This window comes from Kushneria sp. EE4, from assembly GCF_977968315.1.
The window spans coordinates 1,201,055-1,217,631 of record NZ_OZ386212.1; the positions used below are offsets into that span (position 1 = coordinate 1,201,055).

Consider the following 16,577-nt stretch of genomic DNA (forward strand, 5'->3'; position numbering starts at 1 on the left):
GTTATGCGATCCCTTTCTCGTCACCGCATGATCGCCGGTACATCTGCCCGAAGGCTGCTTTTACTGACGCTGCTGCTGAGTGGCATCGGTCAGGCACCTGCCGTGTTTGCCATCGATGCAGACGTCAACGGTGTCCGTGGTGAGCTGGCCACCAATATCCGCAACTATCTTCAATCTCTGGATATTCCCGAAAACGCCGATACTCAAAGCTATGGCGCCGAAGTGACGCAAAGAGCAAGGGATGCCCTGAAACCCTTCGGTTACTATGAGCCCGAAATTTCGACCAGCTTTCGCAATCGTGAAGAGGTGGTCGTTGACGTCGACCGGGGAAAACCCGTTCGCGTACGTTCGGTGGTCGTGCGCATAGAAGGTCAGGCAGAAGAGGACGAGCCCTTTCAGGAAGCTCTTGAAGCCAATCCTCTGGCTGAAATGGAAGGCAAGCGCCTGCTTCATACCCCTTACGATACCCTCAAATCTCGCTTGACGGCGCTGGCGCTGGAGCGGGGCTATTTCGATGCCCGCTACCGGCAAAGCCGTATCGAAGTGCATCCCTGGGAGCATGCCGCCTACATCACGCTGGTATTTGAAAGCGGAGAGCGTTATCGCTTTGGCGATATCTTTGTCACCGGCAGCCAGATCCGTGAAGAGCGCCTGCGCCGGATGGCCCCATTCGATCCCGAGGATCGCTATCTGGCAACAGATGTGGCCCGCTACAGCCAGCGTCTTGGCGATTCCGGCTGGTTTAGAAGCATCAGCGTTCGGCCCCGACTCGATGAACGCTCCCAACGCACCACCTCACCCGTCGTGAGCTCTTCACCGGATGCTCGTGTTGAAGTCGAGGGTCAGGAGAGCGAGCGCCGTAATTTTCGTGATGAGCTCAACGCGCGGGAAAAACCGCAGCGCGCCACTGTGCCTATCGATGTCAGCGTAACGCCGGAGGATCGCCACAAGTTTGAAACCGGCATCGGCTATTCAACCGATGTCGGGCCGAGAGTCAACTTTGGCTGGGAAATGCCCTGGCTCAATGATCGGGGGCACAGTCTCGACAACAATTTGAGCCTTTCCGGGCCCGAGCAGACGCTGACCGGTGAGTACAACGTACCGCTTGATAATCCTGCGCGTGACAATTACTACATGCGCTATGGCTTCAAGAACACCGATCGCAGTGACAGCGATACCCGCAGCTTTGAAAGCTCGGTGGCCTTCGGTCGGGAGTGGCGTTTCGAAAATGACTGGATACAAAATGCCTACCTGCGAACCACCTATGAGGATTTCACCCAGGGGGATGAAGAGGATCAGGTACTGCTTTTCATCCCGGGCATGAGCTGGTCGCGTACACGCACCGACAATACCCGCTTCCCCATGTGGGGAGATCGCCAGGACATTCTGGTAGAAGGCTCAAGCGATGTCTGGGGCTCGGACGCCAATTTTCTGCGTACCCGCTTTGACAGCCAGTGGATCAGGAGTCTGGGCGCCAACAACCGTTTCGTGGGTCGTGCCACGGTCGGGGCCACCAGTACGAGCGATTTCAGTCAGGTACCGCCGTCACTGCGTTTTTTCACCGGTGGTGACACCAGCGTGCGTGGCTACGAATACGAAACCATTGCGCCTGAAAACAGCAATGGCGATCTGCTGGGCGGCAAGCAGTTGCTGGTTGGTTCCCTGGAATATCAGCGACAGGTGGCCAATAACTGGTGGGGTGCCACCTTTGTGGATACCGGCAACGCCTTCAACGACTGGTGGCCGGACGAGCTCAAGACAAGCGCAGGCGTAGGCGTGCGATGGATTTCACCCGTTGGGCCGGTTCGTCTGGACATTGCCCACCCCTTTGATAGTGAGGAGGACTCTTGGCGTCTGCACTTCGGCATCGGCCCCGAATTTTGATGTTGTTGCCTCGCGCTATCCTCTGGATAGTGGTGACGCTTCTTGCGCTTGTCCTGCTCGTGGCAGGCGTTGTCCTTTCAACCTGGGGGACCGCCAGACTGCTTGAGCAGGCACAGTCGCGCGGCTTTATCACCTACGAGCAGGCCCAGGGGGCACTGCTGGACGATTTTACCCTCCAGGGGCTGCATCTGGATCTGCCGGCACTTCGCCTGGATGTAGATCAATTTGCCCTGCACTGGAGCAGTGACTGCCTGCTGCGCGGCCGGCTGTGCATGGATCAGCTGCAGCTCAGCGGTGTCGATGTCGTGTTACGCGGTGGCGATAACGCAGCGCCTGACACCACCGATGACGATTCGACAATGAATCGGATCAGCACGCCGCTGCCCGTGGAGCTGCGTGACCTTCGCCTGAACGATATTCGCGTGCGTCTGGCTGACGGCACCCGCGTTGAACTGGGCCACTTTCACAGCAGTGCCGTGTTTGAAGGCAGCCATCTCAGCCTGGGGGAAACACGGCTGGAAGATACCCGTGTGGTCCCTGCGTCTTCACCGGGGCTGGATCAGCCGGATCTTCTCGGTGCCAGCGTGGATGTGCGCACCGCTCAGCGTGTTGCGCGTCCTGACATGATCACCGCACAGGCCATTGCCGCCGCCGAGTCAGTCGCATCATCAACACCCCCGGTATTGCTGACCGATGACGCTTCATTTGCGCTCTCTTCCAGCGCCGTTGACGGTGCCATGAAGGTCGCCAATCCCGAGCCGCCCACCGTGCTGGAGACGCTGGCCGAGCTCGGTCAGAAACCATTGGCCAATCCGCTGGCCGATATCATCGGACAAACGGATGATCAGGGTCGCATTGTGATGCCCGAAATCACGCTGCCACTGGATATCGATGCCGAGGACGTTGCCATCAACCGGCTGAGACTGGAGGGGGAGACGCCCGTTACGGTCAATCAGCTGGCGCTGGCAGTACAGACCCGGGGTTCCGACATCGAGCTACACCGGCTGACCCTTGATTCCTCCATTGCACGGTTGTCCATGAGCGCGCAGGCTTCACTCAGCGACGATTATCCGCTGACGCTATCAATGGTGGCTGACGCCCTGCAGGCGCCTGTTGAGGGCGAGCATGTTGAACTTGATGCCCATGGTGCGCTCTCGGATCTGAACCTTTCCGTCAATGCCAGCGGGCCCATCGAGGCTGCCCTGAATGCGCATGCCGATCTTCTGGCACCCGATCTGCCGTTCAGGCTACAGCTGTCGAGTCCGCAGGTGCGCTGGCCGCTCGAGGACGAGCCCGGTGTGGCGACATGGCGTGCGCGTGATATCGATATCAACGCCGAAGGCTCGCTGGATGGCTATCAGCTCGCGACGGCCGCTCATGTCGAGGGCCCCGACATTTCGCCGCTGGATATTCGTCTGAAAGGCGAGGGTGACATTGCCCATTTCAGCTGGGCGCCGCTCACCGTGACGACCGGTGATGGCAAGGTGGAAGCCCGCGGCACAGCGATATGGTCACCGTCGCTGGATGTGGCATCATCGCTTGATTTCAGCAACCTGCGCCTTGAGAACTTTACCGATGCGGTCACCGGTCGTCTCAATGGCAAACTGCGCGCCGGTTTCCAGCAGCAGAGTGACGATTGGCGTGTCGAGGTGCCCGAGCTTGCCATTGATGGCACACTTCAGGAGCGCGCGCTTTCCCTGAAAGGCCGGCTGAACGGCAACAGCGACATGCAGTGGCATATCGATCAGCTGGATCTGCGCCAGGGCAATAACCGATTGTCGGCCAATGGCGATATCGGCGATCGGCTGTCACTCAATGCCGACATCACGGCACCGGCGCTAGGGACCATTCTGCCGGAGCTGGGAGGCAGTGCCAACGGCCAGATCCGGCTCAGGGGCACGCTGGATAACCCTGAGGGCAACATCGACCTGCGCGGTCAGGGGCTTCGTTTTCAGGACAATCGGGTCGGTGCGCTTCGTCTGACGGCCAGGGCGCAGGGGCTCGAGAATCCGAGCTTCGATGTCGATCTTGATGCCCGCGATATCAGCGCCGCTGATCAGCAGATTCGTCAGGTGAGTACGGCGCTTAATGGCACCCTCCAAAAGCATCGACTAACGCTGGATGTCGACGGTGGTGACGGTCTGCCGGTCAGTCGAGTACGCATGGCGCTGGATGGCAGTTTTGATCAGGCGGCGCAGCGCTACGCCGGCGCGATATCACCGCTGGAAGTCAGCGCCCCCCAGGGGGGCGATATCGCCCTTGATGGTCCCCTGAAATTTACAGCGCTGCTGGATCAATCGAGCGTGACGGCCGCGCCGTTTTGTCTGTCCAGACGACAGGGCGGCCGGCTGTGTTCCGTGGACACGCTACAGGCCAGTGCCGACAGCGGTCGCGCGGCCCTGCGTTTGTCCGATGTCGATCTGGCGCTGGCCAACGATTATTTACCTCCCGAGTGGCGTCTGGCCGGCGGGCTCGAGGGCGATATCAACGCACAGTGGTCGCAGGCGGGGAGTCGCTGGAACGTGGATACCGATCTGCAAAGTCAGGTCGATGTCCGCGGCCAGAACGCGCAGGGGCAGCCCTTTTCCCTGCCGCAGCTGGGCATTCGCGTTAATGCCGAGGCCACGCCTGACAGAGCGCAGGCGCGGCTGAACATGGATCTGCGTGATGCCGGCAGTCTACGACTGAATGCCGATATCGGTGATCCGCTGGGCAGTCGAACGCTGGCTGGCAGGCTGGAGATCAACGGCGTGACCCTGTCACCCTATACGCCGCTGGTCGCGGTGCTCAACGAACTGGCCGGTCAGCTCAATGGCGATGTGTCCCTGTCCGGGACACTGGTTGAGCCGCGACTCAACGGCAACATGGTGCTCAGTGACGTTCGGGCCCGCGGTGATCAGCTGCCGGTGGCTCTGGATGATGCCCGCATGGCGATGGTCTTTCAGGGCGATCGAGGCACCCTGGATGGCTATCTGCAGGTCGGTAGTGCTCGCTGGAACCTCAACGGCAACGCCAACTGGCCCACCACTGAAAACTGGCAGGCCAGCATGGCGCTCAACGGTCGAGACTCGCCGCTTGAGATCCGCATGCCGGAGTTTGGCCGACTGCGCGTCGCACCCGATATCAGAGTGGCTGCCAACCCGCAGCGGCTGGATATCAACGGAGATATACGCATTCCATGGGCACGTCTTGAGGTTGGCCAGATCCCGGCATCGGCCGTCAAGCCGTCATCCGATGAGGTTGTCGTTACCCGCGAAGAGTATGAGGCCCGCCAGCAGAAAATGGCGACTGTCGAAGCCGGCAATGAGGTGGATCGACAGCTGGCCTGGGCCAACACCCAGGACCTCGAGGCCGCCGGCATGGAAGTCAACGTCGGGGTCAATATTATCGTGGGCAACGACGTGCAGCTGGCTGCCTATGGTCTGACGGCCAACGTTCAGGGCCGATTGAATGTTCGCCAGAGTGCCAGTCAGCTTCAGCTTTTTGGCGATGTGTCGCTTGAAGATGGCCGCTTCCAGGCGCTGGGACAGGATCTGCTGATTCGTCGCGGTCAGGTGCTTTTCAGTGGCCCGCCCGGGCAGCCCTATCTCAGCATCGAGGCTGTCAGAAATCCCAGCAGTACGGCCGACAATGTCATCGCCGGCCTGCGGGTTTCGGGCCCTGCCGATCAGCCTGAACTGGATGTCTTTTCTGAGCCGGCCATGAACGAGTCGCGGGCGCTGTCCTACCTGCTGCGCGGCCGGGCACCGGATGCCGATGGCGACAGCGATGGCATGCTGACCTCGGCGCTGATCGGGCTGTCGTTGTCCAGAAGTGGCAAGGCGATCGGACAGCTGGGTGAAAGCTTTGGCATTGACGACCTGTCGCTGGACACCTCCGGCAGCGGTGACGACAGCCAGGTGGTGGTCAGCGGCTATCTTTTTGACGACTTCCAGGTCAGCTACGGCGTCGGGTTGTTTTCCTCGATTGCCGAGCTGACGCTGCGCTACCGGTTGATCCAGAACCTGTATCTTCAGGCCGTCTCCGGGGCCAATCAGGCCGTTGACCTGATCTATACCTTCAGCCTGGGGCGCACGCCGGACAGGGCGTACTGAGAACAGTAAAACGGTTTTCGGGGCGAGAGGGCTTGTGTTTTACTCTCTCAGCCCCGATAACCTGTAGCCTGTTAACGTTTATCCCGGTTCGACACCCGATGGGAGGCACCATGTTCGGATACGACAGAACGCGTATGCCCAGTGAAGAAGAAGCACTGGCAGGTCGTGACACGCCCATGCACATCAGCGGCGTCCATCACATCAACGACCGTGATATTGCCACCCCACCGCCGGAAGGTTTCGAGGAAATCGTTCTGGGGCTGGGCTGCTTCTGGGGGGCAGAGCGCCTTTTCTGGCAGTTGCCGGGGGTCTGGGTTACGGCAGTCGGTTATGCCGGCGGCTATACGCCCAATCCGACCTATGACGAGGTCTGCACCGGTAAAACCGGCCATGCCGAGGTTGTTCGCGTGATCTTTGACCCAGCCGAGATCAGCCTGCCGGAACTGCTCAAGGTATTCTGGGAAGCACATGACCCGACCCAGGGCATGCGTCAGGGCAACGATATCGGCAACGAATACCGCTCCGTTATTCTGGTGCACAATGAGCAGCAGCGTGATATCGCCCGTCAGAGCCTTGAAGAGTATGAAAGGGCTCTGAAGCACAGCGGCAAGGGAGAAATCACGACACGGATCGACGCACTCCAGGCCTTCTACTACGCCGAAGAGTACCACCAGCAGTATTTGAGCAAGAACCCGATGGGCTACTGTGGTCTCAAGGGCACAGGCGTTAGCTGCCCGATCTAATGGTCGGTGTGTTCGGGGGGGGGGCTACTCAAGTGGCTGATTGCGCCCCAGAGGCCGGCTGGGTTGCTGCCGGCCGGGCACCACACGCCAGCTTTCGAGCTGCTGCGCGACACGTCTGGCAAGCCAGGGGCGCAGCAGCCCCTGACGATATTCGATAAACCCCACGTGGCCGCCGTGTTCGGCCATCTCGACGCGAACACTTCTTGACGGTATCGGTAGGCGATCCAGCAGGCTTTTGGGCATCAATGGATCATCCGCGGCGTGCAGTATCAGGGTAGGAAGTTCGATGCGATGAAGCATGAGCCCCGATGAGGCCCGACGATAGTAATCCGTGGCTGACCCGAAGCCGTGTAGCGGTGCCGTGATCTCGTTGTCAAAGGCCCAGAAGGTATCCAGCTCCTTGAGCTGCTCTCGACTGATCCGGTCCAGACTGCCGTCACTCAAGCGGCGCATTATCTTGCGCTTCATGGATTTCAGGATGTGGCGCTGATAGACACGGGCGAAACCAATGTTGATGGCATCGGCCGACGCCGCCAGATCCAGCGGCGGGCTGATGGCAATGGCACCCGCCAGATCGAGCCCGTCACCGCCCTGTTCTGCTGCCAGCTTGAGCAGCACGTTGGCCCCCAGCGAGACGCCCACGGCTACCTTCAAGGCATTGGGGTAGCGTCGACTCAGCTGTGAGAGCATCCAGTAGGCATCTGCCGTTTCACCGGCGTGATAGCTGCGCAAGTGGCGGTTGGGCACACGCCCACAGCCCCGAAAATGCATTAACACCGCACGCCAACCCATATCAGCAGCGGTTCGCATGAGCATGCGGGCATAGGGCGAGTCGATCGAACCCTCAAGGCCGTGAAAAAGCACCATGATCGGTGCGCGAGCATCATCCGGTGAAGGCTGAGCCCAGCTAAGCTCCACGATATCGTTATCGGGCAGCGTCAGAAGCTCTGTTTCAAGACACACCTTGCTGCGGGGTAGAAGCAGCGGCAACAGGGTCTGAATGTGAGGGTTGGCCAGCCCGCGAGGAGGGCGAAAGCCAGCCTTGTAGATCATGCCCGACATGTTGACTCTTTATGCCAGCAACGGTGAGTGTTCTGTTATCACCGAGAGCTGCCAGCCAGGTCAAGCACTGTTGTGTTTATTGATGTGACGCCTGGCAGGCCGGTGTCATGAAACGAATGAAACGATCAATACTTCAGCGCGAGAGCCGGAAAGACTCGGCTTCATCAAAAGTGGTCACCGTGCAGTCCAGATCCTTGACCAGACCGTTTTCAAGGCTGTAGCACCAGCCGTGTACCGTCACTTCCTGGCCTCGCTCCCAGGCACGCTGCAGGATCTTGGTCTGGCAGAGATTGGAGACCTGCGCCCTGACATTGAGCTCGCACATGCGATCAACCTGCGCGTCCAGTGACAGATCCGACAGACTTTCCTGATGCTGGTGATACAAATTGCGAACGGTGTTGAGCCAGTAATCGACAATACCATTGTCCCCGCCGGTCACGGCGGCTCTGATCCCGCCGCAGCCGTAATGCCCCACGATCATGATGTGTTTGACCTTGAGGACATCAACGGCGTACTGGATCACGGAAAGGGCGTTCATGTCATTGTGGTGCAGCACGTTGGCGACATTGCGATGAACAAAGACCTCGCCGGGCGGCAGGTTGATGATCTGATTGGCAGGTACCCGGCTGTCGGAGCAACCTATCCATAGGAAGTCGGGATTTTGCTGATCCGAAAGGCGTTTGAAAAAGTCGGGATCGCTTTCCACCATCTGATCGGCCCAGAGCCGATTCTGCTCGAGAAGCTTTGAGATGTCCTGATGACTGTTGTGGTCACACATCGTTTTTTACGGCCTTTTCAATGAACAACATAAAGAATGGTAAACACGCCGGAACGGCCATGACGCACGCTCATGTGATAGCATCATGACCCATTATTCCCAGGGCAGGATTCCAACGGAAGCGCCTCTGTTTCAAATATTTTTCAGCTGGAGCAACAACCGTGTCGCAATATGATGTCGATCTTTTTGTTATCGGTGCAGGATCAGGTGGCGTAAGGGCTGCTCGCACCGCAGCCGGCAAGGGCGTCAGAGTGGCCATCGCCGAGGATCGATACCTGGGAGGGACCTGCGTCAACGTAGGGTGTGTTCCCAAAAAACTTTATTCCTATGCCGCCCATTTCCATGATGCCTTTGAAGACAGTCAGGGTTTTGGGTGGCAGTTCGACAGTGCGCCGCGCTTTGAGTGGTCGAAGCTTCGAGACAACAAAAAGGCGGAAATCTCGCGTCTCAACGGCATCTATGAAAAGCTTTTGACCAACTCGGGGGTTGAGCTGATTCAGGGGCGTGCCGAGATCGTTGATGAGCACACCGTCACGGTCAACGGCCGTCACGTCAGCGCCGAAAAGATCCTGATCGCGACCGGCGGCACGCCCTGGATGCCGGAATTCGAAGGCCGCGAGCATGTTCTGTCCTCTGATCAGATTTTCGATCTGCCGGCGTTTCCGAAGCGCTTTCTGGTCATGGGCGGTGGCTACATTGCTGTCGAGTTTGCCAGCATTTTCAACGGCCTGGGGGCACAGACCCATCTGGCCTATCGAGGCCCGCTGTTTCTGCGCGGCTTCGATCATGAACTGCGCGATTTTATTCGCGATGAAATGCTCAAAAAGGGCGTTAACCTGCATTTCGAATCCACGATCACTCGTGTGGAAAAGCGCGGTGAGGCCTATGATGTCGAGCTCAGCAACGGTGAAACGCTGGAAGTGGACGCCATCCTCGGTGCGACCGGGCGCCGCCCGCGCTTTGAGGGGCTGGGGCTTGAAAATGTCGATGTCGAGCGTGAGTTTGATGGCAAGCTGAAAATTGACGACCGCTACCAGACCTCTGTTGCGTCGATTCTGGCACTGGGCGACATCATCGAAGGACCGGAGCTGACGCCGGTGGCACTCGAGGAAGCCATGCGTCTGGTAGAGCTTCATTACGGAAGCGGCAGTGCAGAGGCCATCGATTACGACAGCGTGGCGACGGCTGTGTTCTGCCATCCCAACATGGGGACGGTCGGCCTCACGGAAGAGCAGGCCAAAGAGCAGTGTGACAGCATTCGTGTCTACACCACGGACTTTAAACCCATGCGTCATACGCTTTCCGGCAGCGACGAGCGCTGTCTGATGAAACTGGTGGTCGATGACAGCACTGATCGCGTGGTCGGTGCGCACATGGTGGGCGAGGAGGCCGGCGAGCTGATTCAGGGACTGGCCATTGCCGTGCGTGCCAGGCTGACCAAGCGTGATTTTGATGCCACCATCGGTGTGCATCCCACCAGCGCAGAAGAGTTCGTAACACTGCGCAGTGTCACAAGAACGTAATGCATCAAGAGCTACGATGGATTCGAAAGCCGCCTGCGGGCGGCTTTTTCTTGTCTATAGTTAATCCTGTCCGACAAGTGATGCTCAAGGATTCGACCGCACAGTACTTCTTGCCATCGTTTCATAAAAATGAATTATAAATTTGCGTGCTACTCATAACGCATGGATTTGATGGTTCTATAAGTTATTGTTATTATGCGCGTCTAATTCGCCAACTGCGAAATATCCATGATACCAACCAATCAAACAACGACGGCTGCAAGCGATATCTCTCATCCCGATCTCGCCGAGATGATTATTGAAGGGGAAACGCCCATTTTGATTCGCCCCCCGGGGACCGATGATGGCTGGGGCATCTATGAGCTTATCAAGGCCTGCCCACCGCTGGACGTCAATTCCGCTTACGCCTATCTGCTCCTTGCCACGCAGTTTCGTGACCGCTGCGCCGTGGCAACGCTTGCCGATGGTGAAATCGTTGGCTTTGTTTCGGGCTATGTAAAAACAAACGCCTCGGATACCTTCTTTTTGTGGCAGGTCGCCGTTGGTGAAAAGGCCAGGGGTACCGGGCTTGCCCGCAAGCTGGTTGAAACCGTTTTAAGACGTGAACACCAGGCCGAAGTTCGCCATCTCGAAACGACCATTACGCCGGACAACGAGGCGTCATGGGGGCTTTTCAGGCGGCTGGCACAGCGCTGGCAGGCGCCGCTCAACAGTCGTGAATACTTTTCCGAAGAGCAGCTTGGAGGAGAGCACGACCCGGAAAATCTGGTGCGGATAGGGCCCTTCGATCCGCAGCAGATCTAGACAGGACCTCCGGAATTTCTGACCCAACCACTATTGATACGGGGAGTGTTGTAGATGGACACACAGTATTTTGAACGGATGGAATCCGAAGTTCGCACTTATTCCCGCTCTTTTCCCATTGTTTTTGATCGCGCCCGTGGCGCCCATCTCTGGACCACCGACGGCACGCAGTACATCGATTTTCTCGCCGGGGCCGGTACGCTGAATTACGGGCACAATAACCCGGTACTGAAAAAGGCGCTGATGAACTATATCGAGCGTGACGGAATCGTTCACGGTCTCGATTTCTGGACCCATGGCAAACAGGATTTTTATCAGACGCTTGAAGAACTGATCCTCAAGCCGCGCGGCCTGGACTACAAGATTCAGCTGCCCGGACCGACCGGCACCAACGCCGTTGAAGCCGCGATCCGCCTGGCGCGTCGTATTACGGGTCGCCACAATATTCTGACCTTCACCAACGGTTTCCATGGCGTCACCATGGGGGCGCTTGCGACCACCGGCAATGCAAAGTTTCGCGACGCGCTGGGTGTGCCGGCCGTTGGTGCCCAGTTCATGCCTTATGATGGCTACATGGGCGAGGGCGTGGACACGCTTGATTATGTCGAAAAGGCACTCGATGACAAATCCAGCGGCCTTGACCGACCGGCGGCGGCCATCGTTGAACTGGTGCAGGGCGAGGGCGGTATCAACGCGGCCTCGATCGAGTGGATCAAAAGACTCGCCGACATCTGCAAAAAGCGCGATATCCTGCTGATCGTGGACGATATTCAGGCCGGCTGCGGCCGTACCGGCAAGTTTTTCAGCTTTGAACATGCCGGCATCAAGCCCGACATGGTAACCAATTCCAAATCGCTGTCCGGTTACGGGCTGCCATTTGCCATGCTGATGATGCACCGCGATCTCGATAAATGGACGCCCGGACAGTACAACGGCACCTTTCGCGGCCACACGCTGGCCATGGTGACCGCCACAGAAACGCTGCGTCACTACTGGACAGACGACACCTTTGAAAAGGAAGTTCAGCGCAAGGGCGAAGTCATCCGGGAGCGCTTCGAAATGCTGGCAGGGCTTCTCAACGATGCCGGCCATCCGGCGAAGGAGCGCGGTCGTGGCATGATGCGTGGCATTGATGTCGGCAGCGGTGAACTGGCCGACGAGATTACCCATGGCGCCTTCGAGCGCGGGCTGATCATTGAAACCAGCGGGCAGGCCGGTGAAGTGGTCAAGTGTCTTTGTCCGCTGACCATTACCGATGATGAGCTTGAGCAGGGCCTGACCCTTCTTGAGCGAAGCATTCGCAGCCTCATTGAATAATTGTTATTAGAGAGGCTCTGGCGGGTGGCCAGTGCCCGTACCGTAATGATTCATGTTGATTGTGACCAGAAAAGGCAGCCAGACCGATGATCGTTCGTAACCTTGAAGAGTGCCGCAAGACCGACCGCTTTGTTGAAGCCGAAAACGGCAACTGGGACAGCACACGTTTGATGCTGGCCGAGGACAACTGCGGCTTTTCCTTTAATATCACTCGCATTCGCCCGGGCACAGAGACCCACATTCACTACAAAAACCATATCGAAGCCGTTTTTTGTTATGAAGGCGAAGGCGAGGTGGAAACCATTGCCGATGGCAAAAAGCACACCATCAAGGCCGGTGACATGTATCTGCTCGACCAGAACGATGAGCACTGGCTGCGCGGCATGGAAAAAGGCATGACGGTCGCCTGTGTTTTCAATCCGGCGCTGACCGGTCGCGAAGTGCATCGTGAGGATGGCTCCTACGCGCCAGCAGACGACTGATACGCTGTGATGTTCATACAACAAAAAAGCCTGCTCATGTGAGCAGGCTTTTTTCGGCATGGACCGTAGAAAAACAACAGGAAAACGACGCCTCAGTTGTTGGAGCTTTCAGTACTGACCGGCATATCGGAAGTCTCGACCCGCCGGCTGTCTGACGTATCCTCGTCGTCAGTCTGATCCACAGCAGGCGTTTCAGGAGCGTTCATCAGCTCGGCTGAGGTCTCGGGTGTTTCAGAGGGTGGGGCTTGCGTGTCAGCACTGGACGTGCCGTCGATTTCGTCTTTCTGGGCAGAAGCGTCTTCCATGGTCTCGGCGCTGCTGGTGCGGTAGTGACGCTGATAGACAATCTGGTATTGGTTGTTGTCGCAGTGGCCCACAATCTGGCCTTCGGCCTGATCGGCATCGGATGTCGGAATGACCTGAAGCGAGTAGCCCATGGGTTCAACACCGTTGGATTCGATGTTTTGTGCGATTCGGTCGCGTACTTCCTGACACGCACCAAACGCAAGCGTGGGCAAACACAGGGCAGTCAACGACAGCGCCAGCGTTGAACAAAAAGTGCGTGAATACGTCATGAGACAATCTCCTGGAAACAGTTCAACATCATTCGATGCGATGAATATAAACCATTATGACGACAAGCCTGTGCAGATTCACTGGGCCGCGCCATTACTTCGCATAATATATATTATGTTAAATTCGGTAGTGGGGAATTACCGGTGGCGTGTCGTTGATACCCCGGTCGTCAATTTGTGATGACCTGCAAGGTGCGAGCCCTGCCCGATAACGTTACCATGAGCACATATTTCATGCTGTCCTGCGTTTCAACGATGAGAACATTCAATGCCTGATGTATCCAGCCTGCTGCGCATGGCCGAAACACGCTGTCACGACAATGACGTGCGATTCACGCCCATTCGTCGCCGCGTCTTCGAAATCATCAGCGCCCACTCCAGCGGCCTCAAGGCCTATGAGCTTCTGGATCTTTTGTCCAGCGAGCACGCCTCGGCGCGACCACCCACGGTGTATCGTGCGCTGGACTTTTTGCTCGAACAGGGGCTGGTGCATCGCATCGAATCGCTCAATGCCTATGTGGCCTGTCCGTGCCCCGATCATTCCCGCGGCTTTCAGTTAATGATCTGCCGGCTGTGTGGCCTGGTCGAAGAGATGCATGACCATGACACCATGCACCGTCTGGATGAGACGGCGGCCGGTCACGGGTTTGTCATCGAACGCCAGACCATCGAGCTTTCCGGCGTTTGTCAGCAATGTCAGCAGTCACGCTGATCGAGGGTGACTCAAACCCTGTCGTGACTTTCGTTTTATTCAATAACACAGGTCTTATGCCATGTTCGATCTGCTGATCGTCAACGCTCGCGTCGTCAATGAAGGCTCTATCCGTGAGCTGGATGTTGGCGTGCTGGACGGGCGCATCGATGCCATCGCCCCTTCCCTGTCACGTGATGCCAAAAAGGTCATCGATGCACGTGGCCGGTACCTGCTTCCCGGCATGATCGACGATCAGGTGCATTTTCGGGAGCCGGGCCTGACCCACAAGGCGGACATGGCCACAGAGTCGGCAGCGGCCGTGGCCGGTGGCATTACCACCTATATGGAAATGCCCAACGTCAAGCCACCCACGCTGGACAGCCAGGCTCTCGAGCACAAGTACGCACTGGCGCGTGGCCGCTCGCATGCCAATTACGCCTTTTATCACGGCGCGAGCAACGACAACCTGGAAGCCATCAAGGCGCTTGACCCGGCAGCCACCTGCGGTATCAAGATTTTCATGGGGGCTTCGACCGGCAACATGCTGGTGGATGCACCGCAGACGCTTGAAGATATCTTTGCCAACGCGAAAATCCCGGTGATCACGCACTGCGAAGACACGCCCATGGTTCAGGAAAGCGAGCGTCAGGCGCGCGAGCGCTTCGGAGAGCAGGTCCCCTTCTCGCTGCATGGTGAAATCCGGTCGCGCGAGGCCTGCTATAAAAGCTCCAGCATGGCGATCGAGCTGGCACGCAAACACGGTACGCGTTTACACGTGCTGCATCTGACCACCGCTGAAGAGATGGCACTGTTCGAGCCCGGCCCGGTAGACGGCAAGCTGATCACGGCCGAAGCCTGCGTGCATCATCTGTGGTTTTGTGACGAGGACTACGAGCGTCTGGGGTCATGGATCAAGTGCAATCCGGCCATCAAGACCGCGGCGGACCGCCAGGCCATCCGAGACGCAGTCAACGATGGCCGCATCGATATTGTGGCCACCGACCATGCGCCACACACGCTGGAAGAAAAGGACAACAGCTACTTCAGCGCGCCTTCTGGCATGCCGCTGGTACAACACGCCCTCTCCTCCCTGCTGGATCAGGTCAACGCCGGTCACTTCGAGTTGACCACCATCGTCGAGAAAACCAGCCATAACGTCGCGCGGCGCTTTGAACTGGCAGATCGCGGCTTTATCCGTGAGGGCTACATGGCGGATCTCGTACTGGTCGACCTGGAAAACCGCTTCACCGTCACCCGCGATGCACTGCTTTACAAGTGTGGCTGGAGTCCTTTCGAGGGGGCGGCGCTGCGTGGCAGCATTGATACCACCATCGTCAACGGCGTCATCGCCTGGGACGGCGAGAATCTCGCCGGCAACCCGGCCGGTGAGCGCGTCACCTACCGTCGTCGCTAATTCAAGGAGTAACCAGAGACATGAGCGCATCATCGCCAGCGTATAAAGCGCTTGAGCAGGCAGAGCCCGGTCATGAAACCCATCTTGAAACGCTTCTGGACACTGCCGGCTGGAACGATGAAGGCCTGATGCCTGCTATCGCCCAGCAGTTTGATACGGGCGAAGTGCTGATGATGGCCTGGATGACACGGCAAACGCTTGAAGAGACACTCCAGACCGGACGCGTGTGCTACTGGTCGCGCTCCCGGCAAAGGCCGTGGCGCAAGGGCGAATCGTCAGGGCAGGTACAGATGCTCGATCAGGCATGGCTGGACTGTGATGGCGATACGCTACTGCTCAAGGTTGATCAGACCGGGCCTGCATGTCATACCGGCCGACGCACCTGCTTCTATCTGGCACTTGATAAAAACGCTGCGCGCGTGGACACGGCGCCTTTGATGTCTTCCGAGGCGCTGTATGGCAATAGCTGACGCGCTGCGTCAGCTGTCACGAGGGCTGCAAAAGGTGCCTGGCATGGTGCTGATCGCTCTGATGCGGATCTATCAGTACGGTATCAGCCCCGTGATCGGACCGCGGTGTCGCTTCTGGCCCACCTGCTCCAACTATGCGATCGAGGCCATTCAACGCCACGGTGCCCTCCGTGGCGGATGGCTCGCGCTCCGGCGCATTCTGCGCTGCCATCCCTTTTGTGCCGGTGGTGTCGATCCGGTGCCCGAGAACACGGCCCGTCGGCGCTGCACCGAACATGATCACAAGGAAGGTTGCGATCAAAAGCGCAACGATCAGGCCTGAAAGGTATGTGTGCTGGTATCAGCGCCATCGTGCTGATGTTGGTCGCCATGTCTTTTGAGGGCATCGCCGGCGCTTTTGGCCTCAACGGTGCCCGCAAAACGAAAGCCACCTGATATCAGACGCTGTCGCTTCCAGTTGTTGCCGTTAATGCCGAAGGCAACGTAGACCCCCAGACAGGCAATATTGGCCATCACATCGATGATGCCACTTTCTTCCAGCGCACCTGCCATCGACACTACAAAAACGCCGACGAGCGTCAATACGGCAATCTTCCATAACCGGCAGCACAGTGCCCAGAATGCGCCAAAAAAGAAGGCCGGCCAGTTCCAGCCCTGTTTGACGACTTCGGCATGGCCATCGAAATGCTCGTAAACATCAAAGTGTTTCATTGGCGCCTGTCAGTGTCTCGGGATGG

The 16,577-nt window shown here is 58.0% G+C and carries 15 protein-coding genes; 11 read left to right on the forward strand and 4 right to left on the reverse strand.

Features of this window, described 5'->3' with window-relative positions; genetic code table 11:
• Window positions 1–3: 3 nt before the first annotated feature.
• The 3 genes from tamA to msrA all read left to right on the forward strand — a co-directional run bounded on the left by tamA (window position 4) and on the right by msrA (window position 6,721).
• Window positions 4–1,884: an autotransporter assembly complex protein TamA gene (gene tamA / locus ACXMYO_RS05505; protein WP_457808054.1), complete on the forward strand. Its 1,881-nt coding sequence runs from the start codon at window positions 4–6 to the stop codon at window positions 1,882–1,884.
• Window positions 1,884–5,978, forward strand: coding sequence for an autotransporter assembly complex protein TamB (gene tamB, locus ACXMYO_RS05510; protein WP_457808055.1), 4,095 nt, complete (start codon window positions 1,884–1,886; stop codon window positions 5,976–5,978). Before tamA ends, tamB begins: the two co-directional genes overlap by 1 nt.
• A 110-nt stretch (window positions 5,979–6,088) precedes the next feature.
• Entirely contained in the window at window positions 6,089–6,721 is a 633-nt protein-coding gene (gene msrA, locus ACXMYO_RS05515; RefSeq protein WP_438767338.1) for a peptide-methionine (S)-S-oxide reductase MsrA, read from the forward strand.
• Window positions 6,722–6,745: 24 nt separating this feature from the next.
• On the opposite strand, the gene ACXMYO_RS05520 is transcribed toward msrA, so the two are convergent.
• Both ACXMYO_RS05520 and can read right to left on the reverse strand, forming a co-directional pair.
• Entirely contained in the window at window positions 6,746–7,783 is a 1,038-nt protein-coding gene (locus ACXMYO_RS05520; RefSeq protein WP_457808056.1) for a hydrolase, read from the reverse strand.
• A 133-nt stretch (window positions 7,784–7,916) separates the two neighbouring features.
• Entirely contained in the window at window positions 7,917–8,561 is a 645-nt protein-coding gene (can, locus tag ACXMYO_RS05525; protein ID WP_438767340.1) for a carbonate dehydratase, read from the reverse strand.
• 161 nt (window positions 8,562–8,722) lie between these two features.
• Here can and gorA point away from each other — a divergent pair, with 161 nt between their 5' ends.
• The 4 genes from gorA to ACXMYO_RS05545 all read left to right on the forward strand — a co-directional run bounded on the left by gorA (window position 8,723) and on the right by ACXMYO_RS05545 (window position 12,687).
• Window positions 8,723–10,084, forward strand: a complete 1,362-nt coding sequence (gene gorA / locus ACXMYO_RS05530; RefSeq protein WP_457808057.1) for a glutathione-disulfide reductase — start codon at window positions 8,723–8,725, stop codon at window positions 10,082–10,084.
• A gap of 291 nt (window positions 10,085–10,375) precedes the next feature.
• Entirely contained in the window at window positions 10,376–10,888 is a 513-nt protein-coding gene (ectA, locus tag ACXMYO_RS05535) for a diaminobutyrate acetyltransferase (protein WP_438768410.1), read from the forward strand.
• A 54-nt stretch (window positions 10,889–10,942) separates the two neighbouring features.
• Window positions 10,943–12,205, forward strand: coding sequence for a diaminobutyrate--2-oxoglutarate transaminase (gene ectB, locus ACXMYO_RS05540; protein WP_457808058.1), 1,263 nt, complete (start codon window positions 10,943–10,945; stop codon window positions 12,203–12,205).
• Between the two features lie 86 nt (window positions 12,206–12,291).
• Entirely contained in the window at window positions 12,292–12,687 is a 396-nt protein-coding gene (locus ACXMYO_RS05545) for an ectoine synthase (protein ID WP_438767343.1), read from the forward strand.
• Window positions 12,688–12,779: 92 nt separating this feature from the next.
• On the opposite strand, the gene ACXMYO_RS05550 is transcribed toward ACXMYO_RS05545, so the two are convergent.
• Window positions 12,780–13,262 (reverse strand): DUF1161 domain-containing protein, encoded by a 483-nt coding sequence (locus tag ACXMYO_RS05550; RefSeq protein ID WP_457808059.1) that lies wholly within the window; start codon window positions 13,260–13,262, stop codon window positions 12,780–12,782.
• A gap of 268 nt (window positions 13,263–13,530) precedes the next feature.
• Here ACXMYO_RS05550 and ACXMYO_RS05555 point away from each other — a divergent pair, with 268 nt between their 5' ends.
• From ACXMYO_RS05555 to yidD, 4 genes are all read left to right on the forward strand, one after another.
• Entirely contained in the window at window positions 13,531–13,974 is a 444-nt protein-coding gene (locus ACXMYO_RS05555; protein WP_457808060.1) for a transcriptional repressor, read from the forward strand.
• A 61-nt stretch (window positions 13,975–14,035) separates the two neighbouring features.
• Window positions 14,036–15,370, forward strand: a complete 1,335-nt coding sequence (locus ACXMYO_RS05560; protein ID WP_457808061.1) for a dihydroorotase — start codon at window positions 14,036–14,038, stop codon at window positions 15,368–15,370.
• 20 nt (window positions 15,371–15,390) lie between these two features.
• On the forward strand, window positions 15,391–15,840 hold the full coding sequence (hisI, locus tag ACXMYO_RS05565; RefSeq protein ID WP_438767348.1) for a phosphoribosyl-AMP cyclohydrolase: 450 nt from the start codon (window positions 15,391–15,393) through the stop codon (window positions 15,838–15,840).
• The gene (gene yidD / locus ACXMYO_RS05570; protein ID WP_457808062.1) at window positions 15,827–16,162 is read left to right on the forward strand and encodes a membrane protein insertion efficiency factor YidD; all 336 of its coding nucleotides are present in this window, start codon (window positions 15,827–15,829) and stop codon (window positions 16,160–16,162) included. Before hisI ends, yidD begins: the two co-directional genes overlap by 14 nt.
• Here yidD and ACXMYO_RS05575 read toward each other — a convergent pair.
• Complete coding sequence (locus ACXMYO_RS05575) at window positions 16,153–16,551, reverse strand: DUF2628 domain-containing protein (protein ID WP_457808063.1); 399 nt, start codon at window positions 16,549–16,551, stop codon at window positions 16,153–16,155. The two genes, yidD and ACXMYO_RS05575, sit on opposite strands and share 10 nt — an antisense overlap.
• Window positions 16,552–16,577 lie beyond the last annotated feature (26 nt).

Excerpts from the sequence above, each read along its gene's own strand:
- tamA (WP_457808054.1), top strand. The coding sequence starts at position 4 with ATGCGATCCCTTTCTCGTCACCGCATGATCGCCGGTACATCTGCCCGA.
- tamB (WP_457808055.1), top strand. The coding sequence starts at position 1,884 with ATGTTGTTGCCTCGCGCTATCCTCTGGATAGTGGTGACGCTTCTTGCG.
- msrA (WP_438767338.1), top strand. The coding sequence starts at position 6,089 with ATGTTCGGATACGACAGAACGCGTATGCCCAGTGAAGAAGAAGCACTG.
- ACXMYO_RS05520 (WP_457808056.1), bottom strand. The coding sequence starts at position 7,783 with ATGTCGGGCATGATCTACAAGGCTGGCTTTCGCCCTCCTCGCGGGCTG.
- can (WP_438767340.1), bottom strand. The coding sequence starts at position 8,561 with ATGTGTGACCACAACAGTCATCAGGACATCTCAAAGCTTCTCGAGCAG.
- ectA (WP_438768410.1), top strand. The coding sequence starts at position 10,376 with ATGATTATTGAAGGGGAAACGCCCATTTTGATTCGCCCCCCGGGGACC.
- ectB (WP_457808058.1), top strand. The coding sequence starts at position 10,943 with ATGGACACACAGTATTTTGAACGGATGGAATCCGAAGTTCGCACTTAT.
- ACXMYO_RS05545 (WP_438767343.1), top strand. The coding sequence starts at position 12,292 with ATGATCGTTCGTAACCTTGAAGAGTGCCGCAAGACCGACCGCTTTGTT.
- ACXMYO_RS05550 (WP_457808059.1), bottom strand. The coding sequence starts at position 13,262 with ATGACGTATTCACGCACTTTTTGTTCAACGCTGGCGCTGTCGTTGACT.
- ACXMYO_RS05555 (WP_457808060.1), top strand. The coding sequence starts at position 13,531 with ATGCCTGATGTATCCAGCCTGCTGCGCATGGCCGAAACACGCTGTCAC.
- ACXMYO_RS05560 (WP_457808061.1), top strand. The coding sequence starts at position 14,036 with ATGTTCGATCTGCTGATCGTCAACGCTCGCGTCGTCAATGAAGGCTCT.
- hisI (WP_438767348.1), top strand. The coding sequence starts at position 15,391 with ATGAGCGCATCATCGCCAGCGTATAAAGCGCTTGAGCAGGCAGAGCCC.
- yidD (WP_457808062.1), top strand. The coding sequence starts at position 15,827 with ATGGCAATAGCTGACGCGCTGCGTCAGCTGTCACGAGGGCTGCAAAAG.
- ACXMYO_RS05575 (WP_457808063.1), bottom strand. The coding sequence starts at position 16,551 with ATGAAACACTTTGATGTTTACGAGCATTTCGATGGCCATGCCGAAGTC.